The sequence below is a fragment of the Streptomyces sp. NPDC104831 genome (assembly GCF_055583025.1).
In genome coordinates, this window is record NZ_JBVJOT010000004.1 from 93,882 (window position 1) to 110,256 (window position 16,375).

At 74.4% G+C, this 16,375-nt stretch carries 18 protein-coding genes; 7 read left to right on the forward strand and 11 right to left on the reverse strand.

Annotated features, from left to right (window positions below):
* Positions 1 to 11 precede the first annotated feature (11 nt).
* A complete protein-coding gene (locus tag ACZ63H_RS04175; protein WP_469861963.1) occupies positions 12 to 212 on the forward strand; it encodes a cold-shock protein in 201 nt (66 codons plus the stop codon).
* Positions 213 to 336: 124 nt separating this feature from the next.
* On the opposite strand, the gene ACZ63H_RS04180 is transcribed toward ACZ63H_RS04175, so the two are convergent.
* Complete coding sequence (locus ACZ63H_RS04180; protein WP_469861965.1) at positions 337 to 534, reverse strand: hypothetical protein; 198 nt, start codon at positions 532 to 534, stop codon at positions 337 to 339.
* 199 nt (positions 535 to 733) lie between these two features.
* Between ACZ63H_RS04180 and ACZ63H_RS04185 the strand changes: the two genes are divergently transcribed.
* Positions 734 to 955 (forward strand): hypothetical protein, encoded by a 222-nt coding sequence (locus ACZ63H_RS04185; RefSeq protein ID WP_469861967.1) that lies wholly within the window; start codon positions 734 to 736, stop codon positions 953 to 955.
* 55 nt (positions 956 to 1,010) lie between these two features.
* Here ACZ63H_RS04185 and ACZ63H_RS04190 read toward each other — a convergent pair whose 3' ends face one another.
* Positions 1,011 to 2,153 (reverse strand): GNAT family N-acetyltransferase, encoded by a 1,143-nt coding sequence (locus ACZ63H_RS04190; RefSeq protein WP_469861969.1) that lies wholly within the window; start codon positions 2,151 to 2,153, stop codon positions 1,011 to 1,013.
* Complete coding sequence (locus ACZ63H_RS04195) at positions 2,150 to 3,463, reverse strand: aminotransferase class I/II-fold pyridoxal phosphate-dependent enzyme (RefSeq protein ID WP_469862234.1); 1,314 nt, start codon at positions 3,461 to 3,463, stop codon at positions 2,150 to 2,152. Before ACZ63H_RS04195 ends, ACZ63H_RS04190 begins: the two co-directional genes overlap by 4 nt.
* 299 nt (positions 3,464 to 3,762) lie before the next feature.
* On the opposite strand from ACZ63H_RS04195, the gene ACZ63H_RS04200 reads away from it, so the two are divergent.
* A complete protein-coding gene (locus tag ACZ63H_RS04200; RefSeq protein WP_469861971.1) occupies positions 3,763 to 4,410 on the forward strand; it encodes a DedA family protein in 648 nt (215 codons plus the stop codon).
* Positions 4,411 to 4,493: 83 nt separating this feature from the next.
* Here ACZ63H_RS04200 and ACZ63H_RS04205 read toward each other — a convergent pair whose 3' ends face one another.
* Complete coding sequence (locus ACZ63H_RS04205; RefSeq protein ID WP_469861973.1) at positions 4,494 to 6,137, reverse strand: amidohydrolase; 1,644 nt, start codon at positions 6,135 to 6,137, stop codon at positions 4,494 to 4,496.
* Positions 6,138 to 6,190: 53 nt separating this feature from the next.
* On the reverse strand, positions 6,191 to 6,826 hold the full coding sequence (locus tag ACZ63H_RS04210; protein ID WP_469861975.1) for a TetR/AcrR family transcriptional regulator: 636 nt from the start codon (positions 6,824 to 6,826) through the stop codon (positions 6,191 to 6,193).
* A 90-nt stretch (positions 6,827 to 6,916) separates the two neighbouring features.
* On the opposite strand from ACZ63H_RS04210, the gene ACZ63H_RS04215 reads away from it, so the two are divergent.
* The 3 genes from ACZ63H_RS04215 (at position 6,917) to ACZ63H_RS04225 (ending at position 10,128) form a co-directional block, all read left to right on the forward strand.
* The gene (locus tag ACZ63H_RS04215; RefSeq protein WP_469861977.1) at positions 6,917 to 8,362 is read left to right on the forward strand and encodes a purine-cytosine permease family protein; all 1,446 of its coding nucleotides are present in this window, start codon (positions 6,917 to 6,919) and stop codon (positions 8,360 to 8,362) included.
* A 91-nt stretch (positions 8,363 to 8,453) separates the two neighbouring features.
* Entirely contained in the window at positions 8,454 to 8,813 is a 360-nt protein-coding gene (locus ACZ63H_RS04220) for a DUF779 domain-containing protein (protein WP_318204785.1), read from the forward strand.
* Positions 8,814 to 8,889: 76 nt separating this feature from the next.
* Complete coding sequence (locus tag ACZ63H_RS04225; RefSeq protein ID WP_469861979.1) at positions 8,890 to 10,128, forward strand: phosphodiester glycosidase family protein; 1,239 nt, start codon at positions 8,890 to 8,892, stop codon at positions 10,126 to 10,128.
* Positions 10,129 to 10,140: 12 nt separating this feature from the next.
* On the opposite strand, the gene ACZ63H_RS04230 is transcribed toward ACZ63H_RS04225, so the two are convergent.
* From ACZ63H_RS04230 to ACZ63H_RS04255, 6 genes are all read right to left on the reverse strand, one after another.
* Positions 10,141 to 10,335 carry a hypothetical protein gene (locus tag ACZ63H_RS04230; protein WP_318204784.1) on the reverse strand — a complete coding sequence of 65 codons (195 nt, stop codon included), beginning with the start codon at positions 10,333 to 10,335 and terminating at the stop codon, positions 10,141 to 10,143.
* A gap of 102 nt (positions 10,336 to 10,437) precedes the next feature.
* Entirely contained in the window at positions 10,438 to 11,304 is an 867-nt protein-coding gene (locus tag ACZ63H_RS04235; RefSeq protein WP_469861981.1) for a phosphatidylinositol-specific phospholipase C/glycerophosphodiester phosphodiesterase family protein, read from the reverse strand.
* 149 nt (positions 11,305 to 11,453) lie between these two features.
* Entirely contained in the window at positions 11,454 to 12,527 is a 1,074-nt protein-coding gene (locus ACZ63H_RS04240) for an acyl-CoA dehydrogenase family protein (protein ID WP_469861983.1), read from the reverse strand.
* The gene (locus ACZ63H_RS04245) at positions 12,524 to 13,705 is read right to left on the reverse strand and encodes an acyl-CoA dehydrogenase family protein (RefSeq protein WP_469861985.1); all 1,182 of its coding nucleotides are present in this window, start codon (positions 13,703 to 13,705) and stop codon (positions 12,524 to 12,526) included. Before ACZ63H_RS04245 ends, ACZ63H_RS04240 begins: the two co-directional genes overlap by 4 nt.
* Positions 13,702 to 14,673, reverse strand: a complete 972-nt coding sequence (locus ACZ63H_RS04250) for an NADPH:quinone oxidoreductase family protein (protein ID WP_469861987.1) — start codon at positions 14,671 to 14,673, stop codon at positions 13,702 to 13,704. The genes ACZ63H_RS04245 and ACZ63H_RS04250 overlap by 4 nt, the downstream gene beginning before the upstream one ends.
* A gap of 106 nt (positions 14,674 to 14,779) precedes the next feature.
* Positions 14,780 to 15,352: a helix-turn-helix domain-containing protein gene (locus ACZ63H_RS04255; protein WP_469861989.1), complete on the reverse strand. Its 573-nt coding sequence runs from the start codon at positions 15,350 to 15,352 to the stop codon at positions 14,780 to 14,782.
* A gap of 77 nt (positions 15,353 to 15,429) precedes the next feature.
* On the opposite strand from ACZ63H_RS04255, the gene ACZ63H_RS04260 reads away from it, so the two are divergent.
* Positions 15,430 to 16,374 carry an NAD(P)/FAD-dependent oxidoreductase gene (locus ACZ63H_RS04260; protein WP_469861991.1) on the forward strand — a complete coding sequence of 315 codons (945 nt, stop codon included), beginning with the start codon at positions 15,430 to 15,432 and terminating at the stop codon, positions 16,372 to 16,374.
* Position 16,375 lies beyond the last annotated feature (1 nt).

Sequence of the window (16,375 nt, forward strand, 5' to 3'; positions counted from 1 at the left end):
AGGAGCAGCAAATGACTCAGGGAACCGTGAAGTGGTTCAACGCCGAGAAGGGCTTCGGCTTCATCGCCCAGTCCGGCGGCCCGGACCTGTTCGTCCACTACTCGGAGATCGAGGGCCACGGCTTCCGTAGCCTCGAGGAGAACCAGCAGGTCGAGTTCGAGGTCGTCCAGGGCCCCAAGGGCCCGCAGGCCGCGAACGTCCGCGCCATCTGAGGCCTGCGCCGAACAAGAGGGCCGGTGCCGCGCGAGGCACCGCCGAACAAGAGGGCCGGTGCCGCGAGGCACCGGCCCTCTTCATGTCACCGTGGGCCTGTCAGGGCGGGACGGGTCCGCCCGGCTACTCCTCGAAGTCGTCCGGTGTGATCCCCGCCTCTTCCATCGCCTCGCGCATCGAGCGGCCGGACGCGCCGGGCTGCTGCTGCTCGTCGCCGGTGTCGGTCGCCTCGATGACCTCGTTCGTCGTGGTCGTCTTCGGGCGGTTCTCCTCGGGCACGGTCACGGTGACCGCCTCCTCGTTCGATCGGGTCGTTCGCACGACGGGTACCCAGGCCGACCTGCGGAATGCCTGTCCACCACCCCCTGGGCCGCGGTTGCGGCAGCCCCGTCGCGGGGCGCTGGGACCGCGGCCGGGCCGACGGCCCTGCGGACGCTCGGCCGGCTCGCGGTCACCGTCGGGCGGCGGTTGCCGATCGCCGGTTCCGCGGGACGCGGATCGACGCCCTTCGGTCTCCCGCGTGGAACATGTCGCCTTCGCCCGCTCGGTGCCGGACTCGTCATCCCGGACCCGCGCGCCCTCCGGGGCGGTGGCTGGCGACAGCCGGTACCCGTCGATCGCCACCCAGACCGGCCCGGTTCCCGGCCTGTGCTCATGTGGTGCGTGCACCGTCCACCAGCTATGCGAGGACGGCGCCGGCCTGTACGAGCCGGCCGGACCCCTCGACCGCCACTTCTCGTGACCGAGGCGGCCTGACGGGAGAGATCACCGTGATCTTCCGAGCCGGTTCCGGAGCCTCACGACCCGGCTGTGGCGCGCTCGTAGAGGCGGTGCGTCTGGGTGTGGACGCCGCCGAGGGCCTCGCCGTGGCGGCGGGAGGCGTGGTTGTCCTCCAGGACCCAGGAGTAGGAGATCTCGGTGTACCCGAGACGGAACGCGGCCCGCTGCGCCTGGGTGACCAGGGCCGCCGCCAGACCACGGGAGCGGTGTTCCTTCGCCACGCCCATGGCGGCGAAGCGCACGCGGTCGATACGGCGGACGGCCCGCGCGGCCCGGATCAGCCCGATGGGCAGGCCGAAGGTGGTGAACCGGCCGCGGACCGCGCGCAGCGCCTGGTGGGCGTCGGGCAGGCAGAGCAGGAAGGCGACGGGTGTGCCGTGCAGCTCCGCGATCTGGAGGAGGCCGGGACGCAGCAGGGGCTTCAGCTTGCGCATCGTGTAGCCGAACTGCGCCTCGTCGATGGGGACCGAGCCATAGCTGCGGGTGAACGTTTCATTGTAGAGATTCCGGACGGTCTCCATATCGGCTTCCGTCCGCTTCGGATCCATCGGCCGGACGGTGAGCCCCGGGGTCGCGAGAACGCGGTCCGCGGCTTCACGGTATTCCGCGGGCGGTTCCCCGTCGCCGGGAATCGGAATGGCGTACGAGACCAGATCCTTGGCCTTCTCGAATCCACATGCGGAGAAGAGTTGCGGATAATACGGCCGGGTGCGGGGAATCATGAGGACGTGCGGCTGATCGAAACCCGATATCTGGATGCCGCACTCGTCGTTGGTGGTGAATCCGAGGGGGCCGAAGGTGCGCGTCATCCCCTGCGCGGCGAGCCAGTCGTCCGCCGCGTCGAAGAGGGCCGCGGCGGCCTCGGTGTCGTCGGCGCACTCGAACAACCCGATCAGTCCCCGGTCCGCTCCGTGCCGCTCGTTGTAGCGAGGGTCGACGATGGCCGCGATCCTGCCGACGACGGTGCCGTGCCGCCGCGCGAGGAAGAGTCTGACCTCGGCCACCCGGTGGTACGGATTGCGGGCCGGGTCCAGGAAGGAACGGCGCTCGCGCTCCAGCGGGGCCACCCACCGCGGGTCGTCGCGGTACAGGTGGTACGGGAGCCGGATGAAGGCGGTGAGATCGGTGCGCGTCTGCACGGGGGTGACCGCGACGCTCATGACACCCAGTCCAGAAGCGTTTCCCTCAGGGTCGGCTGCACCGGGACGGGCGGGGGCCCGGCGGGGATGAGGCCGAGGCGGCGGCCGGCGTGGGCGAACGCCTGGAGGATGCGGTCGATGTCCTCGTCGGTGTGCGTGGCCTGGAGGGACAGCCGGACCAGCGAGCGTTCCTCGGGTACGGCCGGTGCGGAGACGGCGCTGGTGAAGACGCCCTCGGTGAGCACCTCCCGCCACAGGGCCGTGGCCAGCTCCTTGCGTCCCGTGATCACGGGCACGATCGGGGTGACCGAGTCGCCCGTGTCGAAGCCGAGGCCGCGCAGGCCGTCCCGCACCTGCCGGGCCACCTCGAAGGCGCGCGCCCGGCGTTCGGGCTCCGACTCGATGATGGTCAGGGCCGCCAGCGCCGCCGCGGCCGATGCGGGAGGGATCGAGGTGGTGAAGATGACGGACCGCGAGGTGTGGCGGAGGTAGTGGATCACCTCGGCCGGCCCGGCGAGGAAGCCCCCGATGGAGCCGAAGCCCTTGGACAGGGTGCCCGTGTGGAGGTCGACGGCGTCGGGCAGCCCGAAGTGGTCGGTCACCCCGCGTCCGCCGGGCCCGAGCAGCCCGATGTCGTGGGCGCCGTCGACCACCAGGCGGGCGCCGTGGCGCCGGGCGAGGGCGACCAGCTCCGGGAGCCGGCACAGGTCGCCCTCCATGGAGAACAGGCCGTCCGTGAGGATCGCCTTGGCGGCGTCCGGGTCGGCCGCCGCGAGCTTCCGTTCCAGGTCCGCCATGTCCGAGTGCCGGTACCAGCGTCTGTCGGCGAAGCCCAGCCGCACCGCCTCGATCAGCGAGGCGTGGTTGGCCTTGTCGCTGAAGACGATGTCACCGCGGCCGAGCAGGGGAGCCAGCGCCAGGTTGGCCTCGAAGCCGGTGGTGGTCACGATCACCGCCTCGGCGTCGAGGAACGCGGCCAGCCTGGCCTCCAGTTCCTCGTGCAGGGTGAGCGTCCCGCCGATCAGCCGGCTCGCCGAGGCGGAGGCACCCCAGCGACGGGCCGCGTCGGCCGCCGCCGCCACGACACGGGGATGACCGGAAAGGCCAAGATAATCGTTTCGGGCGGCCATGACCAGGCGTTTTCCACCCAGGAACACCTCCCCTCCGCGTGCCTCGAGTGCGTTGTAGACGGCCCTCGGCCGCATGCGCGTCGCGTGCTGCATGACGGCCGTCAACTGCTTGTCGAAAATATCTGCCACTGCGCTCTCACATTCGACTCGCCACCCTTTTGAGATTTTCATACAAAAATGTGGAGAGGGTGGCCTCGGCATCCTCTCAGCCAGAGGAATGAAATGAAAAGCCAAGGCCTGGTTTCGTTAAGCCATTCGAGTGAATCGGGTCCGATGGGCGATGCGGCCGGAGGCGCGAATGCGGTACGCCCCCGGCTCACGCCCCCGCCGGCCTGCGACTCGGCGGCGTCGATGGCGACCGCGTACACCGGCCGGAGCGCGCCGCCGGGGAACCGGCCGGCCCGGGGCCGGGACGGGGAGAACCGGGGCGCGCGGGGGTGCCCGCGCGGGTGATGCTGGGGAGTGGAGGCGTCCGCGAGCGGGCCGGGAGGTGCGGGCAGGTGACCGCCGTCAACCCGATGGACAGCGCGTCGGTGCTGGCCGCCTTCGGCGCGCTGGGCGTGCTGGCGGTGGTCTTCGCGGAGTCGGGCCTGCTGGTCGTCGGCTTCTTCCTGCCCGGTGACACCCTGCTGTTCCCGGCCGGGGTGCTGTGCGCGGGCGGCGCCCAGCAGCCGCCCCGGCTCACGCTGTGGCAGGTGCTGGTGTGCGCGGCCGTGGGGGCCGTGGCCGGCGGCCAGGTGGGGTATCTGCTCGGGCGGCACGGCGGGCGGGCGCTGCTGGCGCGTACGTCCAGCCGCCGGGTGACGGCCGCGGCGGCGCGGGCGGAGCGGTTGCTGGCCCGCTACGGCCACGGCAAGGCGTTGGTGATCGGCCGGTTCGTGCCGCTGCTGCGGACGGTGCTGCACCCGGTGGCCGGGGTGCTGGGCGTGCCCGCCGGGACGTTCACGCTGTGGCAGGCGGTGGGAGGGGTGCTGTGGTCGCAGGCGCTGGTCCTCGCCGGGTACACCCTGGGGGCGTCCGTGCCGCACATCGACGACTATCTGCTGCTCGTGGTGGCCCTGGTCGTCGTCGTGTCGCTGCTCCCGCTGCTGCCGGAGGCCCGCCGCGCCCTCCGGGAACGCCGCGAACGCCGGAATTGCGCCCGCTGAACACGGGCCCCACCGCGAGCGGCGCGCCCCCTCGCCCGCCGGGCCCCCGAGACCGACGCCCCGCCCCTCCCCCGGCCCGCGCGCTACACCTCCGCCGCCCGGTGCGTGACCCGTCCCGCCACCGCCGTCAGCAGTACGGGCAGTGCGGCCAGGTCGCCGTCGGGTACCCGCAGCGGATCGTCGGCGAGCACCGTGAGGTCGGCGCGGTGGCCGACCGCGAGCCGGCCGGCGCGGTCCTCCTCGCCCGCCGCCCAGGCCGCGCACACGGTCATGCCCTGGAGCGCCTGGAGCGGGGTGAGGGCCTGCTCGGGGCCGTGCGGGGGCAGCGAGAGGTCGGCGGGCCGCCGGTGCCGGGCGCCGGCCATGACCGCCAGCGGCGGGTACGGCGCGATGGGCCAGTCGGAGCCGAGGACGACCCGGGCCCCGGCCTCCCACAGGTCGCGGCAGCGGAACGCGCGGCCGGCCCGCTCCTCGCCGAGCCGGCGCGACCAGTTGTCGGTGTGGTCCGCCCGGGTGAACTCGCAGCAGTGGGTGGGCTGCATCGAGGCGGCGACGCCGAGCGGCGCGAACCGCCGGACGGTGTCGTCGGGGACGGTCTCGATGTGCTCGACCCGGTGCCGTACGACGCCGGTGCCGGCGGGACCGCCCGTCCGCGCGGTCGCGGTCTGGGCCCGTTCGACGGCGTCGAGCACATGGCGGACCGCCGCGTCGCCGATGGCGTGGGTGGCCGTGGGCACACCGGCGCGGTGCAGGTCGGCGATCACCCGGGTGTAGCGCCGGGGGTCGGGCCAGTGGGCGTGGTCCGACTGGCCGTGGCAGTCGGGGGCCTCCAGCCAGGCGGTGCCGTTGTCGATGGTGCCGTCCATGAACAGCTTCACGCCCGCCACCCGCCACAGCGCGCCCCCGGTGCCCTGGAGCCGGACCAGTTCGGCGATGTCGGCGTCGTCCGCCTCCGGCCGGCACCAGGGGGCGATCCTCAGCCGCAGGGGCAGGGCGCCCTCGGCCTCCAGGGCGGCGTAGACGGCGAGGCTGTCGCCGTTCGCGTCCATGGCGTGCCCGCCGGTGAGCCCGGAGGCCGCCATGGCGGCCAGTACCTCGGCGGCGCGGGCACGCACCTCGGCCTCGGTGGGCCGGGGGGCGACCGCCTCGACGACCTCGCAGGCGGCGTCCTCCAGCAGCAGCCCGGTGGGCCGGCCGTCGGCGTCGCAGACGATCTCCGAGCCCTGGGCGAAGGCGCGCGGCCCGTCGACACCGGCCAGTTCCAGCGCCCGCTCGCTGGCCAGGGCCGAGTGCGCGTCGAACAGGTCGACGAGCGCGGGCACCGAGTCGAGGACGGGGCCGAGGGCGGCGGTGGCCACGGGCGCGGCGCCGAAGGCGTTGGGGTCCAGGCCCCACCCGCGCAGCCAGGCACCCGGGCGCAGGTCGCGTACCGCAGCGGCGAGCGCGGCGCGTACGGCGTCCAGGTCGCGGCAGCCGGACAGGTCGACGCCCATGGTGCGTTCGGCGCCGGACACCGGGTGCAGGTGGCCGTCGGTGAGCCCGGCGGTGACCACCGCACCGCGCAGGTCGACCACGGTGGTGCCGGGCCCGGCCAGGGCGCGGGCCTCCCGGTCGTCGCCGAGGAAGCCGATCCGCCCCCGCTCCGCGGCGAGGGCGGTGTGCGGCAGGAGGTCGCCCGTGCCGGGGTCGAGCAGCCGGGCGGAGAGCAGGACGAGGTCGGCGGGCACGGAGGGCTCCTTCACTCACGGGAGGGGGTGGGGACAGCGGGGGGCCGGGGGGATCAGCCGGCGGCTTCGTCGAGCGTGCCGGGCCGCAGCCCGAGTTCCCGCTCGGCCGTGGTGCGAGGCATGCGCAGGACCGCGGCCGGGCGCTCGGGTGTCGCGGTGTTGGCGTGGACGCCCAGGCCGTCGAGGACGACGAGGATCTGCACGGCGACCGCCGACGGATCCGCGGCGACGAACTCGCCGGCTTCCACTCCGTCCCGGACCAGCGTTTCCAGCCGGCCGCGCCAGGCGGCCTCCTGTTCGGCGACCCGGTCGCGCAGGACGGGCCGGTAGCGGCTGAGGTGGCGGGCGTTGATCCACAGCCGGCTGATCGCGTCGTACGCCTCCCCCGAGGTGCGGGCGAGGAAGCGGGCCAGATGCCCGGTGGGCGTGTGCCCGGCGCGCCCGGCCGGGAGGAGACGGTCGAGTTCGCCGGTCGCCGCGCTGCCGAACGCCTCGGCGACCAGGTCCTCGGCCGAGGGGAAGTAGTGGCTGATCAGCCCGGGGCGGACGGCGAGTTCCTCGGCGATCCGGCGGAGGGTGACGCATTCCAGGCCCTCGGCCAAGGCGACGGCCGCGGCGGCGGCGACGATCTCCGCCCGCCGGGCGGCGGGGTCCTTGCGGATCCGCTTGCGCTGAACGCTTGACGACATGACGGCGATGCTATTGAGTGTGCGACCAATAAGCAACTGGTCACCTGCTCAATAAGCGGCCAGGCCCATCCCACCGCCTCCGGAGGCCCCATGGCGTCCACGCTTCCCGACCCGCGCCCCGGCGCCCGGCCCGCGTCCGGCGACGCGGGCGGCGCCACCTCCTCCCGGTCCCCCGGGGGCACCGGAGTCGAGGCGCACGGCATCGACCCCGTACCGGACTCCGAACGCCGGGGCCGGCCGCGCGAGCTGTTCTCCGTGTGGGCCGCCGCGAACGTCAACTACCTGAGCCTGGTGGTGGGCGGCGCGCTGGTGCTGATGGGGCTGAGCCTGTGGCAGGCGCTCGCGGTGATCGTCGTGGGCAATCTGTGCTGGCTGCTCACCGGCCTGCTGGCGGTGCCGGGCCCGGTGGCGGGCGCGCCGAGCGAGGTGGTGACCCGGGCGCTGTACGGGGTGCGCGGGAACCGGGTGAACAACGCGGTGACCGGCTGGCTGATCTCCGTGTGCTACTTCGCGCTGAACCTCGCGGCGGCGGCGACCGCGGCCTTCTCCCTCGTGGAGCGGGCGGGCCTGCCGCTGAACGCCGGGGTGAAGGCGGCCGTCGTGGTGCTGATCGCCGCCGTCACCCTCACCATCGGCGTCTACGGCCACGCCGCGATCGTCCGGCTCTACCTGCCGATCACCCTGGCGCTGTCGGCGGTGTTCGCCGTGGTGGGCGTCGCGGTACTGCGGCACACCGACTTCGGCTACGCCCCCGGGCGACCGCTGACCGGCACGGACCTGTGGGCGGCCGTGTCCGCCGGGACCGCCCTCATCGCCTCGGGCCCGCTGTCGTACACCACCAGCGCGGACTTCTCGCGCTATCTGCCCCGCGCCACGCCCGCGAAGGCGGTGGCCGGCTGGACGGCGCTCGGCGGTTTCGTGCCCAGTGTCCTGGTGTGCGGCATCGGCGCCTGCGCCGCGACCGCCGTCGACATGAACGACCCGGAGTCCTCGCTCCAGCGGCTGCTGCCCGGCTGGTTCCGCCCGGTGTTCCTGCTCGCGCTGGTCCTCGGCACCATCGCGCTGAACGCGCTGACGTCCTACAGCGCCGGACTCGCCCTGCAGGCCGTCGGGCTGCGCATCCGGCGCACGCTCAGCGTCCTGGTGGACGGCGCGGTGGCCGTGGCACTCACCCTGTACGCGCTGCTGGTCTCCGACTTCCTCGACACCGTCGGCGACGTGCTCCAGCTGACCGTGCTGCTGCTCGGCCCCGCCACGGCCGTCTACGCCACGGACATCCTGCTGCGCCGGGGCCGTTACGACGGTGCCGCCCTCGCCGACGAGTCGCCCGGCGGGCCGTTCTGGTACACCGGCGGCGTCCACGGGCCCGGGGCGCTGGCCCTGACGGCGGGGGTGGCGGCCGCCGCGCTGTGCGTCGACAGCGTCTGCACCGGACCCGTGGCCGCCGCCCTGGGCGTGGACCTGGCGCTGCCGGCCGGACTGGTGGTGGCCTCGGGAACGTACGCCCTGCTGGCGCGGCGCGCCGGCCGGCGGTAGTCCGGGGCCGGCCAACCCCGCGCTCTGGACGCCATGCTGAGGCACCGTGAGACTGGTACGCGGTAATCCCGCGACTGTCAGGGACGGTGCCATGGCACAGGAGACCCCGCGCGTCGAACTCACCCCGCGCGCCGCGGAGCTGGTGCGCCGGCTGCGGGCCGAGCACGGGCCGCTGATGTTCCACCAGTCCGGCGGCTGCTGCGACGGCAGCGCCCCCATGTGCTATCCCGACGGCGAGTTCCGCACCGGCGGTTCGGACGTGCTGCTGGCGGAGCTGGCCGTGGCGGGTGTGCCGGAGCCCGTGACGTTCTGGATGGCGCGCGGCCAGTACCAGGCGTGGAGCCACACGCGGTTGATCGTGGACGTCGTCCCGGGACGCGGCAGCGGCTTCTCGCTGGAGGCACCCGAGGGGGTACGTTTTCTCACCCGTTCCCGCGTCGTCGACGCGTAGGCGTACCGCCGGTCGCCCGAGTCTGCTGCACTGCCCCTGCACACGGGGGCGGTTGACGAGGCATCAGGAGGCACGGGTGACCAGACGCGGCGGGCGCTCGGCGGCGGGCGGAGCGGTTCTCACGACGGTCACGGCGCTCGGTGTGCTGGCCGGCACGGTACTGGCGGGTGCGGCACCGGCCGGTGCCGCACCGGCGGGCCGGCGGATCGCACCGGGCGTCGCCTACCGGCAGTTCGACGTCGACGCGGCGAAGGGCACGGCCCGCGTCCACCTGCTCACGGTGGACCTGGGCAACCCGCACGTCCGCGTCGACCTGCTGTACCCGGGCACGGTGGCGGCCCGGGCGACGGTCTCCCGGCTGGCGGACTCGGCCGGGGCGGTCGCCGGGGTGAACGGCGACTTCTTCCACATCACCGAGACCCAGCACCCGGGCGTGGACGCCACCGGCGCGCCCGTCGGACCGGCCGTCGCGAACGGGCAGGTGCTCAAGGCGGCGGTGCCCAAGGGCCAGCGGTTCGGGCCCGCGCTGCCCCCGGGCACCGACACCCGGGAGGTGCTCGGCGTGGGCACCGACCGGCGGGCCCGCCTGGACCGGCTCTCCCTCACCGGTTCGGCCGCCACACCGGGGGGCGAGCTGCCGCTGAAGGGCCTCAACCAGTACGCGCTGCCGGTGAATTCCGTCGGCGCGTTCACCGCGCGCTGGGGCGGTGCCTCCCGCGAGCGCGCCGTGTGCGGCACCGACACCCAGCGCTCGGCGCCGTGCAGCGAGGACGCCTACGAGGTGAAGGTGCGCGACGGCCGGGTGGCCGCCGTCTCCGGCACCCCGGGCGGCGGCGCGATCCCCGCGGACACCACGGTCCTGGTGGGCCGCGAGGAGGGCGCGCGCGAGCTGCGCGCGCTGTCGGTCGGCGACCCGGTGCGGATCACGCACGGACTGACGGCGGCCTCGTCCGGAGTGCCGTACGCGTTCGCCGTCGGCGGGTTCCCGATCGTCCGCGGCGGCGCCCCGCTGCCCGGGCTGGACGACGAGACGTCGGCGGTGCGCACGGCCGTGGGCGTCAAGGACGGCGGCCGGCAACTGCTGCTCCTGGCGCTGGACGGGGGCGCGGACTACCGCTCGGGACTGACCGTCCACGAGGAGGCGGACGTCCTGCGGTCGCTGGGCGCCTCCGACGCGTTCAACCTGGACGGCGGCGGCTCGACGGAGATGGTGACCCGCGAGGCGGGCGACTCCGCCGTGACCGTGCGCAACCACCCCAGCGGCGGCACCGAGCGTCCCGTGCCCAACGGCGTCGGCGTCTTCTCGGCGGACTGAGGCGCGTCCCGCTCAGGGCCGCAGGCTGCTCACCAGGTCGGCGGTCGCGGAAAGCCCGCTGTGGATGGTGGGCGCCATGCTCGTGCAGGCCATGTAGAAGCCGAACAGCATGCAGACCAGGCCGTGGGAGACCTTCAGCGCGCCACTGCGCATGAAGATCACGACCAGGACCAGGAGCAGCAGCACCACAGAGATGGAAATCGCCATCGGAACCTCCTCCGCCACGCCCCGTGTGCGGCGTTTCGGGCGCAAGTGTGACGTAGCGGAGGGTTCGTCCGGGCGGCTGACACGTCCGCCGTTCGTGTGGTCTTACCCGGGGGCGTGGGCGTCGAGGAAGGCCTCCAGCCCGGCCAGGTCGTCGGTGTTGAGGTGGTCCACCCCGGCGGCCACCAGCTCGGCCCACAGCGCGTCCCGGGCCGGGCCGGCGGTGTCGGGCGTGGCCCAGAACCGGACCCGCTGCCCGCGCGCGTGGGCGGTGGCGGTGATGGTCCGCAGCCTGTGCCGTTCGGCGTCCGGGAAGGCCCCGGTGCCGGTCCAAGTGAAGTTCTGCGTCCAGTTGTCGCTGACGAGCGGGATCAGGGAGACCGGGGCGGAGCCGGCGGCCAGGTCGGCGAGCCGGCCGTCGTAGAAGGCGCGCCGCTCGGTCTGCGCGGCCATCGGGGTGCGGGCCGCCCGGTCGCCGGAGACGACGGCGGTGACCGGTCCGGGGTGGACGCGGCCGTGCGCGTACCGGGTGAACAGGTGCGGGTAGCGGCGCAGTCGGCGGTCGAGCGCGAGGTAGGTCGAGGCGCCCTCGGTCTTGAGGTCGACGAGGAGTTGCAGCGGGCGGCGCGAACCGCGGTGGACGCAGCCGTGCTGGGCGGCGACCCGGGCGGCCAGCGGTTCGAGGTAGAGGGATTCGAGGGTGCGGGTCGGGTCGAGGTCGGATGCCTCGTGGCCGACGAGGAGCTGGTCGCCGACGAGGAAGACGTCGGCTTCGACGCTGCCGAAACGGTGGTCGAGGGCGTCGTACAGGGGCCGCGGGTGGGCGTAGTCGTTGTGGGCGTGGGCCTGCCACAGCGGGCGGGGCCACCGCCGGCGTGCACCGGCCAGCGCGTCGCCCGCGGGCAGGGCGAGGGTGCCCGCGAGGGCGGCGCCGAGGGTGGTGAGGGCTCCGCGACGGGTGGTGAGGGCCATGCGCTGCCTCCCTGGGGATGGTGGGGACCGGGGAGAGTATGCGTGCGGGTGTGCCTCGACGGAGCCCCCGCGACGGGGAGTTGGCGCGCTGTTCACTTCGGGCGCGCGGAAAGCCCGCCCCGGGTGGGGCGGGCTTCACCGGCGAGGCGTCAGGGGGCCTGGAGGTCGACCAGCCCGGCCAGCGCCTCGTGGTGGGCGCCCGCCGTGCCGTAGGCGATCGAGTCCGCCTTGGCCCGCTTCAGATACAGGTGGACGGGGTGCTCCCAGGTCATGCCGATCCCGCCGTGCAGTTGCAGCGCCTCCTCGGCGGCGCGTACGGCGACGGGCGCGGCATACGCCTGGGCGACGGCCACCGTGATGTCGGCGTCCCGGCCACGGGCGAGGGCGTCGGCGGCGGCGCGGGCGGCGGCCCTCAGGTGGACCACCTCCAGCCAGAGCCGGGCCAGCCGGTGCTTGAGCGCCTGGAACCCGCCGACCGGCCGGTTGAACTGCTTGCGCTCCTTCAGGTGGCGGACCGTCTCCGTCAGCGCCCAGTCGGCGACCCCGAGCTGTTCGGCGGCGAGCAGTCCGGCGGCGGCGCGCAGGGCCCGGCGCACGGCGGGCCCCGCGTCCCCGACGCGGCGGCCGGCGGCGCCCTCGAACCGTACGGTGGCCAGCGGGCGGGTGAGGTCGAGGGAGGTCTGCGGCAGGACCGTCACCGCGTCGGCGGCGACGGCGTACAGGCCGCCGTCGTCGGCCGGGACGAGCAGCACGTCGGCCACGGCCGCGTCGGCGATCCCGGTCAGCTCGCCGTGCAGGGCGCCGTTCTCCAACCGGACGGCCTTGACGCCGGCGGCCGGGCCGGTGTGCAGGCCGACCGCCAGGGCACCGATGGTCCGTCCGGAGGCGAGGCGTGCCAGCAGTTCGCGGTCGCCGCAGGCGAGCAGCGCCTCGGTGGCCACGACCGCGCTGGTGAGGTACGGCACGGGGGCGACGGCCCGGCCCAGCTCCTCCAGGACGACGGCCGCCTCGCGGTGGGAGGCGCCCTGGCCGCCCTGCTCCTCGGGCACCAGGAGACCGGCCAGGCCCATGTCCTCGGTGAGGGATTTCCACAGCGCGCGGTCGTGGGGCGCGTCCGACTCGGTGCGGGCGAGCACGCCGGCCGGTGCGCAGTGGTCCGTGAGCAGGTCGCGGACGGCCGCGCGCAGCGCCTCTTCCTCCTCGGAGTACAGCAGATCCGTCATCGGGCGAGGTCCTTCCAGGCGACGTCCTTGTCGGTGCGCGGTTCGGCGGGCAGGCCCAGGACGCGCTCGGCGATGATGTTCAGCAGCACCTCGCTGGTGCCGCCCTCGATGCTGTTGCCCTTGGAGCGCAGATAGCGGTAACCGGCGTCGCGGCCGGTGAAGTCGACGTGCTCGGGGCGGCGCATGGTCCAGTCGTCGTACAACAGGCCCTCCTCGCCCCGCAGTTCCACCTCCAGGCCGCTGATCTCCTGGTTGAGGCGGGCGAAGGCGAGCTTCATGCCGGCGCCCTCGGGTCCGGGCTGGCCGGCGACGAGCTGCTGGCGCAGCCGCTCGCCGGTGAACCGGGCCACCTCGGCCTCCACCCACAGCGTCAGCAGCCGCTGGTGCAGTGCGTGGGTGCGCAGTTCCGGGCGTTCCCGCCAGGTCTTCGCGACGGGGCCGATCATGCCGCCCTCGCGGGGCAGGGCCATGCCGCCGATGGCGACGCGCTCGTTGTTCAGCGTGGTCTGGGCGACCCGCCAGCCGTCGCCGACCGCGCCGAGGCGGTGGTTGTCGGGGATGCGGACGTCGGTGAGGAAGACCTCGTTGAACTCGGCCTCGCCGGTGATCTGGCGCAGCGGCCGGACCTCCACGCCGGGGTCGGTCATGTCGCAGACGAAGTAGGTGATGCCCTGGTGCTTGGGCACGTCCGGGTCGGTGCGGGCGATCAGGATGGCCCAGCGGGCGAGATGGGCGCTGGAGGTCCACACCTTCTGCCCGTTGACCACCCACGTGTCGCCTTCGCGGACCGCCCGGGTGCCGAGCGCGGCCAGGTCGGAGCCGGCGCCGGGCTCGCTGAACAGCTGGCACCAGACCTCCTCCCCGGTCCACAGGGGCCGCAGGAAGCGCCGCTTCTGCTCCTCGGTGCCGTAGGCGAGGACGGTCGGCGCGGCCATGCCGAGGCCGATGCCGATGCGCCGGGGGTCGTTGTCGGGGGCGCCGGCGGCCTGGAGTTCGGCGTCCACGACGCCCTGGAGGGAGCGCGGGGCGCCGAGGCCGCCGAGGCCCTCGGGGTAGTGCACCCAGGCGAGACCGGCGTCGAACCGGGCCCGCAGGAAGTCCAGGCGGTCGGTGCCGGCGGGCGGGTGCTGCGCGAGGAACTCCCGTGTGCGGCTGCGCAGTTCTCCGGCGTCGGTCATGCGGCGGCTCCGTTCTCCGGTACGACGGCGATCCGGCCGGTGGTCACCCCGTCGGCGACCCGCTGCACGGCGGCGGCCGCGCCGGCCAGCGGCACCCGCTCGCTGACCAGCGGCTTGACGGCGCCCCGCGCGGCCAGCTCGGTGAGCTGTCCGTGGCAGTGCCGGACCAGCTCCGGGTTCTTGGTGTTGTACAGGCCCCAGTGCAGGCCGAGGATCGAGTAGTTCTTCACCAGGGCGTGGTTGAGGGCGGGGGTGGGGATGGTGCCGCCGGCGAAGCCGACGACGACGATCCGGCCCTCGAAGGCGACGACCTTGGCGGACTGGGTGTACGCCTCGCCGCCGACCGGGTCGTAGACCACGTCGGCGCCCCGGCCGCCGGTGGCCTCCTTCACGGCGGCGACGACGTCCTCGGCGCGCCGGTCGACCACCACGTCACAGCCCAGTTCCCGGGCGACGGCGGCCTTGCGCGCACCGCCCACGACACCGATGACGGTGGCGCCGGCCGCCTTGCCGAGCTGGACGGCGGCGCTGCCCACGCCCCCGGCGGCGGCGTGCACGAGCAGGGTCTCCCCCGCCTCCAGCCGGGCGCGCCGGTGCAGGCCGAACCAGCCGGTCTGGTAGCCGATGTGCAGGGCGGCGGCCTCGGCGTCGTCCAGCGCGTCCGGCGCGGGGAGCAGGGCGCGGGCGTCGGCGACGGCGTACTCGGCGAAACCTCCGTACGGCAGCACCGGATTGGCGATCACCCGGCGGCCGTCCTGGGTCTCGCCGCAGATCTCCACCCCGGGCGTGAAGGGCAGCGGCGGGCGCACCTGGTACTGGCCCCGGCACAGCAGCGCGTCGGGGAAGTTGACGTTGGCGGCGCGCACCCGCAGCAGCACCTGGCCGTCCCCGGGCGTGGGCCGCTGCGTGTCCGCCAGGCGCATCACCTCGCTCGGCTCGCCGTTCTCGTGCACTTGCCATGCCTGCATGCGGGGCCTCCACGGGACTGCTTCGTCTGACCGGGTCCGACCGCATACTAAGCGGTCGCTTGCCGATCAGGGAACAGGCGACGGGACTCCGGGCACCCGGCGCGCGTCACGAGCGGGCCGGCCGCGCCCGTACGTGCATCCGCTCGCCCTGCGGCCCGAACAGGCTCAGGAACTCCACCGGCCCGTCCCCCGCGGGCCCGAACCAGTGCGGCACGCGGGTGTCGAACTCGGCCGCCTCCCCCGGCGAGAGCACCACGTCGTGCTGTCCGAGCACCAGGCGCAGCCGCCCCGACAGCACGTACAGCCATTCGTAGCCCTCGTGGGTGCGGGGATCGGGCTCGGCGCCGCGCTGGGGCTCGACCACCTTGTAGGCCTGGAGCCCGCCCGGCTGCCGGGTCAGCGGATACAGGGTGCGCCCGTGCCGCGTGATCGGCCGGGCCCGCACCCGGGGGTCGCCGACCGGGGGCGCGCCGACCAGTTCGTCCAGCGGGACCTGGTGGGCCTGGGCGATGGGCAGCAGCAGCTCCAGGCTGGGCCGGCGCAGGCCGGACTCCAGCCGGGAGAGGGTGCTGACGGAGATGCCGGTGGCCTCGGACAGCGCCGCCAGGGTCACCTCCCGGTCCTTGCGGAGCCGCCGCAGCCGGGGGCCGACCTCGGCGAGAACGTCGTCGGTACTCATGCCCTTATTGCAGATTCGGCAAAGCCGTTTGTCAATGCGGCACCGTCGGGGCGACGGTCGGGGCGGAGGTGGTCACCATGACCGAGAAGTACGAAGTGGTCGTCGTCGGCGGCGGGGCGGCCGGGCTGTCCGCCGCGCTGGTGCTGGGCCGGTCCCGGCGCCGCACCCTGGTGGTCGACGCGGGCGAGCCCCGCAACGCGCCGTCCGCGCACCTGCAGGGCTACCTCTCCCGGGACGGCATGTCCCCGGCCGAGTTCCTGGCGGTGGGGCGCGCGGAGATCGCCCGCTACGGGGTGGAGCTGGTCCGGGACCGGGTGGTCGACGCGACGGGGGACGGGGACTTCACCCTCGCCCTCGCCGGGGGCCGGGCCGTACGGGCCCGGCAGCTGGTGATCGCCACCGGCCTGACGGACGAGCTGCCGCCGCTGCCGGGCCTGGCCGAGCGGTTCGGCCGGGACGTGCTGCACTGCCCGTACTGCCACGGCTGGGAGGTGCGCGACCGGCCGACCGGGGTCCTCGCCACCTCACCGCTGAGCGTGCACCAGGCGCTGCTGGTCACCCGGTGGTCGAAGGACGTGCGGCTCTTCCTGCACCGGGTGGACGAGGCCGAGCTGACCGACCGGGACCTGCGCCGGCTGGCCGCCGCCGGGGTCGCGGTGGTGCCCGGCGAGGTGGCGGGGCTGGTGGTCGCCGACGACCGGCTCACCGGGGTCCGGCTGGCCGGGGGCGCCTGTGGGGGAGGCACCGTGCACGACCGCGCGGTGCTGTACGTCGCCCCGCGCGCCGTCCCGAACAACGACCTGCTGGTCAGGCTGGGCGCGGACATGCGCGAGACCCCGTTCGGCAGCTACCCGGTGATCGACGAACGGGGTCTGACGAGCGTGCCCGGGCTGTGGGCGGCGGGCAACGCGAGCGGCTTCGCCGAGCAGGTGGTCAACGCGGCCGGCCTCGGTTACCGGGCGGGCGCGGCGATCAACGCGGAACTGCTGATGGCCGACCTCGACGCGGCCGCGGGGGTGTAGA